12 protein-coding genes and 1 pseudogene are annotated in these 13985 nt (G+C 61.5%); 2 read left to right on the forward strand and 11 right to left on the reverse strand.

What is annotated here, in order from left to right:
* Positions 1-62 precede the first annotated feature (62 nt).
* From tnpB to RE429_RS25715, 6 genes and pseudogenes are all read right to left on the reverse strand, one after another.
* Positions 63-419, reverse strand: a complete 357-nt coding sequence (tnpB, locus tag RE429_RS25690) for an IS66 family insertion sequence element accessory protein TnpB (RefSeq protein WP_414471472.1) — start codon at positions 417-419, stop codon at positions 63-65.
* Positions 416-811 carry an IS66-like element accessory protein TnpA gene (gene tnpA, locus RE429_RS25695; protein ID WP_414471471.1) on the reverse strand — a complete coding sequence of 132 codons (396 nt, stop codon included), beginning with the start codon at positions 809-811 and terminating at the stop codon, positions 416-418. Before tnpA ends, tnpB begins: the two co-directional genes overlap by 4 nt.
* Before the next feature lie 226 nt (positions 812-1037).
* A complete protein-coding gene (locus RE429_RS25700; RefSeq protein WP_414475928.1) occupies positions 1038-1592 on the reverse strand; it encodes a glycosyltransferase family 4 protein in 555 nt (184 codons plus the stop codon).
* Between the two features lie 111 nt (positions 1593-1703).
* Positions 1704-2129 (reverse strand): annotated as a pseudogene (locus tag RE429_RS25705) (hypothetical protein); the annotation flags it as partial.
* Between the two features lie 377 nt (positions 2130-2506).
* Complete coding sequence (locus tag RE429_RS25710; RefSeq protein ID WP_414474565.1) at positions 2507-4078, reverse strand: hypothetical protein; 1572 nt, start codon at positions 4076-4078, stop codon at positions 2507-2509.
* A 302-nt stretch (positions 4079-4380) separates the two neighbouring features.
* A complete protein-coding gene (locus RE429_RS25715) occupies positions 4381-5184 on the reverse strand; it encodes a GNAT family N-acetyltransferase (RefSeq protein ID WP_414474566.1) in 804 nt (267 codons plus the stop codon).
* 1811 nt (positions 5185-6995) lie between these two features.
* On the opposite strand from RE429_RS25715, the gene RE429_RS25720 reads away from it, so the two are divergent.
* Positions 6996-7691, forward strand: coding sequence for a class I SAM-dependent methyltransferase (locus RE429_RS25720; RefSeq protein WP_414474567.1), 696 nt, complete (start codon positions 6996-6998; stop codon positions 7689-7691).
* Positions 7692-8011: 320 nt separating this feature from the next.
* Here RE429_RS25720 and RE429_RS25725 read toward each other — a convergent pair whose 3' ends face one another.
* Complete coding sequence (locus RE429_RS25725; protein ID WP_414474568.1) at positions 8012-8674, reverse strand: DUF6766 family protein; 663 nt, start codon at positions 8672-8674, stop codon at positions 8012-8014.
* 304 nt (positions 8675-8978) lie between these two features.
* Here RE429_RS25725 and RE429_RS25730 point away from each other — a divergent pair, with 304 nt between their 5' ends.
* Positions 8979-10559 carry an ABC-F family ATP-binding cassette domain-containing protein gene (locus RE429_RS25730; protein ID WP_414474569.1) on the forward strand — a complete coding sequence of 527 codons (1581 nt, stop codon included), beginning with the start codon at positions 8979-8981 and terminating at the stop codon, positions 10557-10559.
* A gap of 15 nt (positions 10560-10574) precedes the next feature.
* On the opposite strand, the gene RE429_RS25735 is transcribed toward RE429_RS25730, so the two are convergent.
* The 4 genes from RE429_RS25735 to RE429_RS25750 form a co-directional block, all read right to left on the reverse strand.
* Positions 10575-11429, reverse strand: coding sequence for an alpha/beta hydrolase (locus RE429_RS25735; protein WP_414474570.1), 855 nt, complete (start codon positions 11427-11429; stop codon positions 10575-10577).
* Between the two features lie 68 nt (positions 11430-11497).
* Positions 11498-12196 carry an ABC transporter ATP-binding protein gene (locus RE429_RS25740; RefSeq protein WP_414474571.1) on the reverse strand — a complete coding sequence of 233 codons (699 nt, stop codon included), beginning with the start codon at positions 12194-12196 and terminating at the stop codon, positions 11498-11500.
* Positions 12196-12951: an ABC transporter ATP-binding protein gene (locus tag RE429_RS25745; protein ID WP_414474572.1), complete on the reverse strand. Its 756-nt coding sequence runs from the start codon at positions 12949-12951 to the stop codon at positions 12196-12198. Before RE429_RS25745 ends, RE429_RS25740 begins: the two co-directional genes overlap by 1 nt.
* A complete protein-coding gene (locus RE429_RS25750; RefSeq protein WP_414474573.1) occupies positions 12944-13975 on the reverse strand; it encodes a branched-chain amino acid ABC transporter permease in 1032 nt (343 codons plus the stop codon). Before RE429_RS25750 ends, RE429_RS25745 begins: the two co-directional genes overlap by 8 nt.
* Between the last annotated feature and the right edge of the window lie 10 nt (positions 13976-13985).

A 13985-nucleotide genomic window follows, 5' to 3' on the forward strand; every position in this document is an offset into this window, starting at 1 on the left:
CACAGGACGAAGTGAATCATGCTTCGACGGGAGCCGCGATGGCTCTTATGGATGGGATCGGGTCAGCTGGGCTCCACAGGCACAGAGGTCGGTCGTGGCGCATGCACGCGGCGCCAGTCCAGACCCTCGAGCAGAGCGGAGAGCTCGGCGGCTGACAGGTGAAGGGCACCATCCTGCAGCTTGGGCCAGCGGAACTCACCATCCTCCAATCGCTTCGCGACGAGAACCACGCCGGTGCCATCCCAGAACACCAGTTTGACGCGATCCGTGCGTTTGGCGCGGAAGACATAAACCGTCCCGGAGAACGGATCGGCCCCCATGGTGTCGCGCACGAGCGCAGCGAGGCCATCCGCCCCTTTGCGGAAGTCGACGGGCTTGGTGGCCACCAGGACGCGGACAGTCCCGCTCGGCCCGATCATCGCAGGCTCTTGAGCGCTTGCAGGACCATAGCCAGCGTTGCGCCATCGGCCCCCGGAGGGATGCGAATGACAGTGCCCGCCACAACAATCTCGATCACCGCCTCCCGGCAGGCTGCCGGGGTGGGCTGCGGCCCGTCAGGGGCGACAATAACCGGGGTAAAGGCGAGAGGATGATCGTCCGCCGCGCACTTGGCCTGACGGCGCCAGGTGAACAGGTGCTGCGGCGCTATCCCGTTTCGGCGGGCCACCTCGGACACCACCGCGCCCGGCGCCATGGCTTCCTCCAGGATCCGCGCCTTCTCATCGGCTGACCAGCGCCGGCGTCCACTGGCTCCGGTGATCACTTCCAGGCGCCGCACCGGCCGCGGCGGCTCAAGCATATGGTCAACCATCGGCACAAAACGATCCTCAATCCAAGATCGTCAGTCTCGCTGCTCACACATGCGAATGTAAGGTGCGGCGAGAACACCGCTTACCGTGAGGACGGGGATGGCCGCAAACCAAGTGCGGCCGCGACGGGAGAGCCAGGATGAAGGGAGCGGCATCGATCCCAGGCGTGCCAAGATCCCAGGCGTGCCAAGATCCCAGTCGCGCCAAGCCGCCTGTCTGGCCGATGCGCTAGGACGCTTCGGCGGCTCCGGAGGTCGGAGCGGCATGTTTCCAGACCCCGAGAAGCCGGTCGGCGTACGATTCGATCGTCAGGGAGCGCTGATAAGTCACTTTCGCGTTTCGACCGAGCCGCTCACGAAGACTGCGGTCGACGATCAGGCGCTCAAGTGCCGCAGCCAAAGCGCGGGGGTCCCGCACCGGCACGAGCAGGCCGTTCTCCTCATGTTCGAGGATATCGGGAATCGAGCCAACGGGCGTCGCCACCACGGCGAGCCCGTATGCAAAGGCCTCCACGACGGACATCGGCAGATTCTCGACATGCGATGGAAGAACAAGGATATCGGAAGTGCCGAGAAGCCGCTCGACTTCCGCGGCATCGACCCAGCCCGGCACCGAGGCGCGTCCCGGGAACCTTTCGTCGGTGAATGCTTTCGTCTCCTTCACCGCTCCATCTCCTGCGAGAACGCACTCCCATTCGGACAGGGCCGTCAGGTCGGAAAGGGCCTCGAGGAGTTCGGGAGTACCCTTCTCCGGTCCCAGCCGTCCCAGGAAGAGAATTTTCACCCGCCCGTCGGGGGAGCGAGAGATTGGTTGACTCCGGGAAGCTCGGGTTGCGTTCGGAAGCACCACAATTCGATTTGCACATTCGGGGACATGCTTGACGATCAGGTCCCTCCAGATCGCTCCCAGCACGACGACGGCACCGGCGTGCAGGAATATGCCATGGATAAGGTCCTTGTAGAACTTAGGCCGAGACTCCCAATACTCGCGAAAATGCCCGCCATGTAAGTGGACAACATAGGCTTGGCCGCATGCTCGGGCGATAAGAACCAGAACGAGCTTTCGCATCGTGCTTCCAAAGGATCCGAGGTTGATATGCCATACATCGTATGTGCGCGTGAGTCCGAGCATGACGGCTTGCACGATGCATAGAACGTACCTCAGGGGCCACAATAGCGAGGAACGGCCTCGCGTGGTGATGAAATGCACGCTTACGTCATCGGGATTCTGGCGCATCAATTCTTCGTGCAATCCGTCCATCATACGGTCGACGCCGCCTTCGCCGCCAGGGCCTAAAGGAGTAAAGACAAGTATTCGCATGTCCCCCCGCTCGCGAGAAGTAAGAGCCTCTGATCTCAACGTCCGTCCTCTTGGTAATACCCGGCCTTCTCCCCGAGCGGCCTCGCACCCTTGCGCGATATTCGTCGGCACCGCTCATCGAAACGTTCATAGCTCCGGGACGAAATGGAATGGCACTCGTCCGCCGCACAGGTCCGCCCGCACCGTTACAACCGGGAAACTATGCGCTCCAGCATTGTCGCACTCAATACACGTATTCCCTACCTTCCGGCGTGCCTCTTTCAGATGATGGACCTCTTTGACATTCGGCGGGTCCATGTCGACTTGGTCTCGGAGCGTGAATCGGTGAGTTGCACGGGATCGCGGGCTCATGAACACAAATTCGACAGACCCGGAGGTCACAACTTGAAATTGTCGTATGCGATATAGTCGAATGCCGTAACCGACCCGTTGCTGTGCAAGTGATGGGTACCTTTGGCTTTCGGCTTGAAGTCAGGTTTAATCGTCAAAGCGCATTCCTCGACATAAGTCGTGCTCGTAAGCTCGATGATCTCGTTGACGCGGCTTCGCCGTCCGTAGAAGTCGAAGCCTTGGCATTGACTGACGCGGTACAGTTTTTCGCCTTGCCGAACGAGGCCGGCGTTCCTTGCGCAGGAGGCGTCAATGAGCACCGGGTTCTGCTCATGGGCCGTCCATTCGGTGGAGAGAGGCGAATCCGCGTAGAAAATGGAAAGTTCGGACCCGTGATCGTAAGTTCCAAAGGGGTCGACATTGGTCAGCATCCACCATCGGCCATCCTGCTCGAACAGCATCGTATCGGCAGCATGGACACCGGTGAGAATGATCTTTTCCAAACGCCAGTGCAGTGGGAACGAAATGCAGCGGTATACTCGAATATCCTTGTTGCTCGCAGATTCGGGGCACATGTAAAGTTCGCCGTTGTAGGTGAACAGGTACGGGAACGAGAGGTGAAAAGGTTCGGTGATGACCGTTCCCAATCGCGTGGCGCCGTCCGCTGCAAGCTCATATACGGCGATGTCGGCTTTACCCGTTTTGTAGCTGAAATCCTCGACAAAGCAGTAATGCTTTCCCTCTCTGGTGATCACGAACGGGTCTGCCAGGAACCGGGAAGGGGGATTCTTGATGTCGATACCGCGCCATAGGACGGCGTCCGCCCAATTGGTTGGTACGTAAGCGACCCTCCAGCGAAAGTCCCACCCCAGGCGTCGCATGAGCTTCGTTGCGACCTTTCTCACAATATGGCGGGCAATGTTCCCACCGTACCGAAGAAACTGAGGGAGCGTCGGGTACTGGGCCGAGGGGCCCGGGTACGGCAGCTGGGGTAGCGCAGCCGGCAGGCTGTCCTTTTCCGCGATCTCCTCGACGAGGCGCTTGAGGTGATACATCGAGCGCTGAAAGATATTGGCCTCGTTGTATTTCCAGAAGAACTTGGTCGAACAGCGGCCATGGCGCAAGGGAACTCCGCTATTGGCTTCCTTCGTGAATAGGATGAAAGAAAAACTGCTCGTCTCGTTCCTGTGGTAGACATCCCAGAATCCGGGAGGAGAGTCTCGACCACCCCTATTGTCAGAGTACTGAACGGCGATGATGCCAAGCCGGGCCGCCTTGAGGATATCGCCGCTGAGATTGACCCCGACCGGCATGATCAGAAGGTCAAGGTCCAGCTCCCTGATCTTTGTGACATCGTCCGACCTGAAACGATGCGTAAGGTCCGGTGATGAGAGCGATGTGGTCGTGCAGATCGTAAATGGAATGAGTTCGGATATGTCGAACTCGCTGACGTATTTCCTGTGATGAGTCGACGCCCGCAGGACCGCTTCTTCGATCAAGCCCAGTACGCGCACGAGTGTCAGGGACGGAGATCGGGCAGTGCTCCGTTTGGAATGAGCGGAAGGCGGATAGTGATCATGACCATTCGAGCCCTTCACATCGGCAATGCGCTCCCGCATGATGATCAGGTGAGACAGATCTATATTCGGGTGGGAAAGGCACCACTTCAGAAAGTCGGCATGATAGACCGATAAAGCCGTGCTTCTCGATAGAAGGCCTATTCGAAGTTTCCTGTTTCTGATCATCGATCTATGAACCGACCAACTTTCCGTCGCCGAGGGCCTTTCTCTTGATGAATGGACATCGAAAGGCTTCAGGCGCGAGTACCGGGTAAGGGATAAAGCCGACAACTTGGCTCTACGACATTCGCCATCCGCATGTGCCGTGAAGGCTTTCGCGTCACGCCATCGGCGAAATGGATCTACCTAAATCTAGCCCACTGCATGAGTCTTCTCATCGGCGGGATGATGTAATCAGAGGCTGGCGAATTCTTCGCAAGCTGCTTCAATTTCGTCTGCGTCTGCGTGACCATCCAGAGAGGGTGGTTGATGGTAACGCAACCTTCCAGAAGCGGAACCCGGCGGTTGAACAGTCGTAGCTTGTAATGATTCTCTCCTTTGCCGAAGTCGATCGCTTCAATTCCAAGCGCCGGTGCGTCTTTAATCATTTTCAGGAGCAGGAGTATCCCGGGCGAGAAGCGCTGGAACTCCGGATCGTATGCAGGGAACCAGTAGTGCCAGAACTTGAGCGAGCGCATCCCGAAATGCACCGCAATCGGCCGGCCGTCGACGCGCAGCACCGATAGCATTCCGGCAAAATGCGGCTCATGGTAAGTGGATATGATGTCTGCAAGGGCTCGCGTCCATGGGCGTGAAAAAAGGTCGACATTACCGGTGCGGCGATATTGTTCCGATTTCCACTCGATGCAGGTCGCGAGAAGCGCGGGATCCTGTACGTCGAGGTCTACCTGGATTTGGCCGTGCGCCTCCTCAAGACGGCGCCACTTTCGTCTGTGGTTCGAATGCAGATTGGTAGAGCCGGCGTGGTCCGCCTCTGAAACGTCCAGAATGGGCGACGAGGTGCTGACGGTCTTCCAGGGTGCGAAAACCGCCTGATCCGCGGGGACGTGGTCGAAGATCCAGCGCTGCAGCCGGCACGCTCGAAGGACCTCGACCATGTCGCAACTGTAGGCTGGTGGCGCGATCAGACCGTGATAGTCCGACATGGCGCCTCCTACCGGTCGCCCCAGTCCGAACGAGCTCCGTTGAAAAGGGAAGAACGCAGCGCCGTCATCGATGCACGCAACGAGGACATCTTCCCGAACCCTTGCAACGGCCTGTGTGAATTCAGGTCGGAAAAATGGGCTGGCAAGGCCGGGATTATTCTCTTGAATCTCCGCCCAGCGGATTGCTAGTTTGTCTGGGAGCTGGTTCGCCGGGGAAACGACTACCCTCATGAATGCTCCTCATCAATGGGTACTGGCTGCGAAGATTGTACAAGTCTATATGCGCGCCCCTTTGGAAGAAAGGATACAAAGGGGCTAGCCGCGTTCGGGAATTGCTTCTGAAGTACAGACGGCAGACCGTGGTTTCCCCGACGAGCACGCAGTCATCAAAACGCTCACGCAGAGCGTGTTCTTGGCAAACAGCATGGGCAGTGGGTCGTAACCCCGATGGGTCCTCCGATGGTTGACCCGGAATCGAGAATAGGGAGTAATCCCTCTGATGCGCCGGGACCTTCTACCATTTGAGCCTCGGACCGGTCATAATTCGTCTGCCTCACGGACCAGGCAGACGAAATAGAACCGATAGACTGTCATAACGCTCCTTCCCGATGCCTCTGTACTGATCCATGCACTCTTCTGTTTAGAGATCAAAGGTAGTTCGGATGCTCTCGCTGGATAGCGTCATTCTAGTACGGTCGAGAGCTCGGCTTCGTCTGGGACACGCCAGAGGACGGACGGATCTCAGTCGCTTCTGCGACCAGTATGGAGGGGCCGTCTTGAATGTATCGATCGACCGGTACGCATTCGCGGCGATCGAGCCGGCCTTGCACGGTCGCATTCATTTCCAGGCGCGGCACCTCGGAATTGAGGAGTCCTTCGCAGCCAATGGCAAGAGCCTGCCGGACGCGAGGTTGCAACTCCATGCTGGAGTGAGGCGGAGGATCGCGTCGCAGCGCATGGGCGATTTCTCTCATCCACGGCATGTGCGGTTACTTTCTCGCCGCATCGGCGCGCGCTACACCCATCATACGGCAGATGTACACCGTTGCCGCCCACATCATTTGCGCCTTGGTCGAGCAAGATCGATTTTCGTAGCAGGCCACCTAGGAGCGTGAATGCCCTCTCCCGTAAAACAAGTTGCCATCCTGGTGGGGGGACTTGGAGCCCGTCCCGGCGAGCTGACGGCCGTAAAGCCGGAGCCCCTGCTCATCGGTGGCGATTGCCCCTCTCCGGGATGGGTGATGCGGGAGCGCGGTCGATTCAACATCGAAGAGGCTGTGCGTTCAGCCGGACACAGGGCGGAGGAGGTTCATAGGGGTTCGCCTCACTGTCCGCACCATCCGGTTGGGGCAATCGAAACCTTTCGAGTCCAATGCGACCGCCGCAGGCCGGCACCTGGAGTGATCACAAGCCTGCTGGGCGCGTGGCAGCCGAACCCGGCCCACTGCGTTCTCACCGGAGATAAAGCGGCCGATCTGGAGGCCGCGCGACGATCGGGAGCGAAGGGGTTCTTCTCGAAGGAGAAGAGCTTTACGCACAGGTGCAGGATGTCCTGGCTCGGCATTAACTTATCCGGCCGCTCGATCTCGAATTCCGGACACTCCATGCGGGCGATGGGTCCTTGGGTTCTCTCGCGCAATGGCCGCCGGTCGGTATCATCGCGTCACGGAAGCGATCTTCATTTTCCGGCATTACGCTTCGACGGCTCGAGCGACGTGCCCTATCAATGAAGCCGGCCAAGTCCTAACCCAGATTTGCAATAGGAAAGATCAAGCGAGTTCTGTAGTTCTCTTCGAGAGGAGATAGTCGGTATGCAGGAAAGAGACATAGATCCGGCCTATCGGACGACGGAGGCCAACAAGAGTTTGGCCCTGATCGAAGTCATCAAAGCGTGTACGAATGCGCCCGTGGGCAGGGCCCTTGTCGTCGGCTGCGGTTCCGGCCGCGAGGCCGGTCTCATCGCGCGAGGTCTCGAGGCCAATACCGTTGGAATAGATATCGGAGGAGACTTCGACTTCGACTATGCCGGGTCGAAGCCTGCGGAGTTGATGATCATGGACGCCAGGGAGCTTCACTTTCCCGCTGGGTCGTTTGATTTCATCTTCTCGTTTCACGCACTCGAGCACATTCCTCATCCGGAAAAGGCCCTCGCCGAAATGGCGCGCGTTCTCAAACCCGGCGGAAGCTATCTGATCGGAACACCCAACAAAAGTCGATTGGTCGGCTATGTCGGATCGGCCGCCTCGTTCAAAGAGAAGTTTCAGTGGAACCTCACCGATTATAGGCAACGCCTGAAGGGGAAGTGGAGCAACGAGGCCGGTGCCCATGCGGGCTTCACCCAAAAGGAACTGTTCGACATGTGCTCGGCGGCGTTCGGGCGCAATCCGATTGCCGTTTCTAGCGAGTATTACTCCAAGCTCTATGGGAAGCTCGCGACTTGGATGAAGGTGACCCAGCTCGACTCGGTTCTCTACCCCTGCGTCTATGTTTTCGGCACGCGGGCCTGACGTGGTACGGAACGGGACAATGAGGCATTCTCCTGCTGCTTCAGCCGTGTACGGCATTCGGATCGAAAAGTTTCTCCCGCGAGGCGCGATCGGGCGGCGACGGCCATACGCAGCGACGATCCCTTATAGGGCGGCACGTCCGTGGCCGCCTCCGGTCCGCTGAGATCGAACCGTCCTCCGCCTTTTTCTCAGACCGTCGAGAGCATGCACGGCAGGCCGGTATGCCTTGAGCCGGATGGCGTGAATTGAATCCGATGCCCCCACGCTAGAACAGCGCATCGTCCTTGCGAAAATCCAGGGCCACATTTTCGCACGATACGCTAGTGCCCCGTCATCGTATGCGGCGCCGCCACGGGTTTCGATTCGGGAGATCCCTTCTCGCGCAGCGCGATGCCGAGCAGCAGCAGCACGCCGATGGACAGGAACTCACTCTGCCAGTTCTGGAAGCTCTCATACCAGAATTCCGGGTTCCCGAGAGTCCCGGTCATCGTCTGCGGGGGGCGGTGATGCTCGAGCGCCTCCTGGTTCATCCGGCGCGTGCTGCCTGCCAGATGCAGCCAGAAGGAGACGAGGAACAGTCCGACCAGGGCGAGGCTCAATGAATGCGAATAAAGCTTCAGCAGCAGGCCGCCGCGATGAACGGGCCAAGGCGCATCCGGATCGTTGCGATGGGCGGAGGGCGGCTCGTCCTCCGCGTTCGCCTCATCCGGTTTCTTGGATTCCGAGGCGCCTTTCTGGAACAGAAAGATCGTGAGCAGCACGTAAGCCGCCATCTGGAGGAACTCGCTCTCCCAGTTCTCGAACACGGCCGAGATGAAGTGGCCGCTTCCGAGATAGGTCAGGAAGTCGATGGCGGGCCGTTCGTGAAGACGCAGGTCCTCGATATGGGCCCTCCATCCGGTCAGCGCCTGACCGGCAAGCGAGATCAGAAACAAACTGAACAAGGCTATCGATAGCCCGTTGTCACGCAGGAATCGCCGCATACGCCCAGCCTCACGCACTCGAACTGCTGCGGTTGGGGAACGCTCGAAGGGAATGTTGGTTTCGTTTCGTCCTTGGCTGGCTGAAACCGGCCGATCGGGGATTGGCCGGACAGACAGGACAGACAGGACAGGCGGAATGCCCGGTAGCCGGGTCAAGGCCCTTGCGGCGGGCAGAAGGCCCTTCTATATCTGGCCCTTGATGCCCCGACAGGGAGCGGCATCAGTTCTGACAGGATGTGCACAGCAATGGATTTCAACCCGACCGCAACGCCGCTTTGCCTTGCCACCGGGGATTTCCGTAGCCATGCCTGCCTCGATTTCACTCTCCCATCTGTCCTGGTCCACGCCTGACCATCAAACCCTCCTGTCCCATGTCGATCTGAATTTCGGCGCCGAGCGGACGGGACTTGTCGGCCGCAACGGCGTCGGAAAGACCACGCTTCTCAAATTGATCGCCGGTGACATGCGGCCTCATTCGGGCACGGTCGCCGTCGATGGCAGCCTAGGCGTTCTGCGCCAGACGGTTCAGGCCGATCCGGATGAAACCGTCGCCGGCCTGTTCGGTATCGCCGAAGCGCTGGCCGTTCTCCGGCGCGCCGACAGTGGCGAAGCCACGGCTGATGAGCTCGCAAGCGCCGACTGGATGCTGGAAGCCCGCGTCGCGGCGGCTCTCGGCCGCGTCGGCCTGTCCACGGAGCCGGACACGCGTCTCGCCACGTTGTCGGGCGGCCAGAACACGCGGGCCCGTCTTGCCGCGCTCATCTTCGCGGAGCCGGACTTCCTGCTTCTCGACGAGCCGACGAACAATCTCGACCGGGAGGGGCGTCAGGCCGTGATCGACCTCCTCGCCGCCTGGCGGGGCGGGGCGGTCGTCGTGAGCCATGACCGGGAGCTGCTCGAGGCCATGGACGCCATCGTCGAACTGACCTCGCTGGGCGCCACACGCTATGGCGGCAACTGGAGCCGCTACCGTGAGCGCAAGGCCTTCGAACTCGCGGCTGCCAGGCGGGATCTGGCGGATGCCGAGAAGCGCGTCTCGGAGATCGATCGGAAAACGCAGGAGACGGCGGAGAGGAAGGCGCGCAAGGATGGAATGGGCCGGAAGAAGAGCGCGAAAGGCGATATGCCCAAGATCCTCATGGGTCTTCGAAAGGACCGGAGCGAGGACACGGCCGGAGAGGCCACGCGCCTGGCCGAACGGCGTCGGGGGCGGGCCCTCGAGGCGGCGGCCTCCGCCCGCGAGCGCATCGAGGTGCTGCAACCCCTCTCGTTCGTGCTTCCGCCGACCCATCTGCCGGCCGGTAAGACGGTGCTGAGGATCGACGGCGCGAGCGCGGGATATGAGCCGGAGCGGCCGATCCTCGAGGATCTCTCGCTGACCGTCAGCGGGCCCGAACGTGTGGCCGTCATGGGCCCCAACGGCTCCGGCAAGACGACCCTTCTGTCCCTCGTCACCGGACGGCTGCGGCCCTGGACCGGGTCCGTGCAGGTCATGACCGACTTCGCGACGTTCGACCAGCGGGTGAGCCTTCTGGACCCGTCGGCGTCGATCCGGGACAACTTCCGGCGCATCAATCCGGACGCTCACGAAAATGACTGCCGGGCCGCTCTCGCCCGGTTCATGTTCCGGGCCGACGCCGCGCTCCAGGTCGTTTCCGGCCTCAGCGGCGGGCAGATGCTTCGTGCCGGTCTGGCGTGCGTTCTGGGCGGGCCGCGGCCTCCCTCCCTCCTGATCCTCGACGAGCCGACGAACCATCTCGACATCGATTCCATCGAGGCGGTCGAGGCCGGATTGCGGGGCTATGACGGTGCGCTGCTCATCGTCAGTCACGACGAGAGGTTCCTGGAGGCGATCGGCGTCACGCGCAGGCTCGATCTGACGTAGGTCCGGGCCCGGGCGTTATCGGGCAGGAGACCGCCCTGCCATGTGGGTGACGATCTCCTTCAGGATCAGACCGTCCGGGTTCGCCAGCTCCTCGAGGATGCTGAAATGATTGTGCCCGGAAAGCGGCATCAAGGGGGAAACGAGCGTGTTGGCTTTCCGGGCGGCGTGGAAGTCCTCCGACTGCCGGCGGAGCTCCGGAAGCTCCTCCTCGCCGTAGGCGATAATGAGAGGAGGGGAGGAGGCGGGGATGTGACGCTGCGGGCTGTAGCGAACCACATCCTCGGGCGTCAGCCTCAGCGCCTCGTCGAGATAGCTCAGGCGGATCGGCTCCAGATCGAAGATTCCGCTGATGGACGTGCCGCTCCCGACGCCCTTCTCGTCGAGGTTCATCGCCACGAGATGGCCCCCGGCCGAGTGGCCGGAAATGTGAAGGGCCGCATGGTCGGGAATGATCTGGACGAGGTGCCTGTTCAGGCAGGCGATCGCATCCCTGATCTCAAGAACGATTCCGCCGAGGGTCTTTTGCGGCGCGAGGGTGTATTCGATATTCGCGAAGTTCAGTCCGCGCGCGAGAGCCCCCTTCGCGAGAAAGCGATAGGTCTCCTTGTCCTGACTTCTCCAGTAGCCGCCATGGATGAAGGCGAGCGTCGCCCGGCCCTGGAAGCCTGCATCGCGGGGCGCCTCGAAAACATCGATGCGGTTCCGCTCTCCTTCGCCATAGCGGATCTCCGTGAGGCGGCCGGATGACGCGATAGTCTGGCCACGGGCGATCCAGTCGGCCATCATGGCCTGCAGGGTCGACAGTCCGACCGCGCGGGGATTGTCGTAGGCCGCATCCAGCGCGGCCTGGTCCATTCCACGATAGAGCATTGATCCACCCTTCAGTGCCGGAGCCGTCTTCGCGCCGGTCGATGTCCATGCCGACGCACATTGCCGTCTCAGACGTGGAGATACCGTTCCTTGATCCCGGCATCGGCCACGAGTTCGGCACTTGTGCCCGTCCAGACCGAGCGGCCCTTCTCGATGATGACGTGCCGGTCGGCGAAGCTTGCCAGCACGTCCACGTTCTTGTCGATCACCAGGATCGACTGGCGCTCGTCCCGCAGACGCTTGAGGCACGACCAGATCTCCGCGCGGATCAGGGGAGCGAGCCCTTCGGTCGCCTCGTCGAGAATGAGGAGCTTCGGGTTGGTCATGAGCGCCCGGCCCACGGCCAGCATCTGCTGCTCGCCGCCGGACAATTGCGTCCCGAGATTGCTCCGGCGCTCCTTCAACCGCGGAAAAAGCGCATAGACCTCGTTCAGGTTCCAGCGCCGCGCCCCCGCCCGCGAGGCGGCGGTTGCAACGAGATTCTCCTCGACCGTCAGGGTCGGGAAGATCTGCCGCCCCTCCGGAACGAGGCCGATGCCGGTCTGCGCGACCCTGTAGGGTGCGAGGCCCGTCACGACCGCTCCGTCGAACCGGATATCGCCGCCCCGTGGGCGCAACAGGCCCATGATGGATTTGATGGTCGTGGTCTTGCCCATGCCGTTGCGCCCGAGCAGCGTCACCACTTCGCCGGCGCCCACATCGAGGGAGACGTCGAACAGGACCTGAGCCGCACCGTAGGATGCCTGCAGATGTCGGACGGACAGCACTAGACGACCTCCCCCTCGCCCAGATAGGCGGCACGGACCTCCTCGTTCGCCCTGATGCGCCCCGGCGTGTCGGTGGCGATCACGCGCCCGTAGACGAGGACGCTGACGCGGTCCGCGAGGGAGAAGACCGCGCCCATGTCGTGTTCGATCAGCATGATGGTGATGCGGCTCTTGAGGCGCTGCAGGGTTTCGACCACGCGCAGCGATTCCTCGTGACCTGTACCCGCCAGCGGCTCGTCGAGGAGGAGCAGCTTCGGCTGCGTCGCAAGTCCGATGGCAAGTTCGAGCTGCCGCTTTTCCCCGTGCGACAGGAGACCCGCGGCGATCCGGGCGCGGGGGCCGATCCCGACCATGCTCAGATAGTCCATGGCGGCCTCGTTCAGCGCTCTCTCCCGGGCCGCATCGCCGAAGAAGCGGAAGCTCGATCCCGAGCGGGCCTGAACGGCGAGCGCCACGTTTTCGAGAGCCGAGAACGCGGGCAAAATCGACGTGATCTGGAACGAGCGGGCAAGCCCCCGCCGGACCCGCTGGTGCATGGGCAGATGAGTGACGTCCTCGCCATCGAACAGGACCTGTCCCGAATCGGGGCTCAGCATGCCCGAGATCTGATGAATGAGCGTCGTCTTGCCCGCGCCGTTGGGGCCGATGATGGCGTGCAGCTCGCCGGGGCGAACGGAAAGGTTCACATCGTCGGTGACGACGAAGGCGCCATAGGTCTTGCGGAGGCCGCGCAGTTGCAGGAGAGGTTCAGCCATGGTGGCCCCGCCGCAGGAGACCCGTGATGCCGCCGCGGGCGAACAGCACGATCAGGATCAGGATGGGACCGAAGACCATCTGCCAGTTCTCCGTCAGACGCCAGCGGAAGTCGTCGTTCAGGAAGAAGCCGGCCGCGTGAAGGATCTCAGGCAGGAATTCCTCCATGAGGAGATAGGCTGCCGCGCCGATGATCGCACCATGGAGCGAGCCGAGCCCGCCGAGCACGACCATGAAGATCAGTTCGCCCGAGCGCTGCCATGTCATGAAGGCCGGGCTGACGAATTCCGCCTGATTGGCCAGGAGGCATCCGGCAAGGCCCGCGATCATGCCGCTGATCACATAGGCCGTGAGCTGAAAGGAGAACGGCTGGAACCCGATGGCTTCCATGCGGGTGACGTTTTCTTTCGTTCCGCGCAGGACGCGTCCGAAGCGGGAGTTCACGACCGACCTCAACAGGATATAGACGCCGAGAAGGCAGGCGAGGGTCGCGCCATAGAGCGCATAGTCGTTCTTCAGGAGGCTCGAGCCGGCCACGAGGCTGCGCGATGGAAGCGTCAGGCCGTCGTCGCCGCCATAGGCGGCCAGCGACGAGGCGAGGAAGTAGAGCATCTGCGCGAAGGCGAGGGTGATCATGATGAAGTACACCCCCTTCGTCCGCAGGGAAATCGCGCCCGTCACCGCTGCGAAGAAGGCCGACGCCGCGAGGGCGACGGGAACCTGAATGAGCGCATCCTCGATGCCGTGGCTCGCCAGGATGCCCACCGAATAGGCCCCGATGCCGAAGAAGGCCGCGTGACCGAAGCTCACGAGCGCGCCGTAGCCGAGGATGAGATCGAGGGACATGGCCGCAATGCCGAAGATCATCACGCGGGTGAGGAGCGACAGCACATAGCCTTCCGCTCCGGATGCCGGAGCCAGGAAAGGCGCCGCCGCGAACGCGGCGAAGACGATGACGGGCAGAAGGTCGAGCCGCGCAGCCGCGGACGGCACGGAGGCGGACCGGATGTGAGTCAGTTCTGTCATTGCTCCGCCT

This window comes from Microvirga sp. M2 (genome assembly GCF_047497095.1).
GTDB lineage: Bacteria > Pseudomonadota > Alphaproteobacteria > Rhizobiales > Beijerinckiaceae > Microvirga.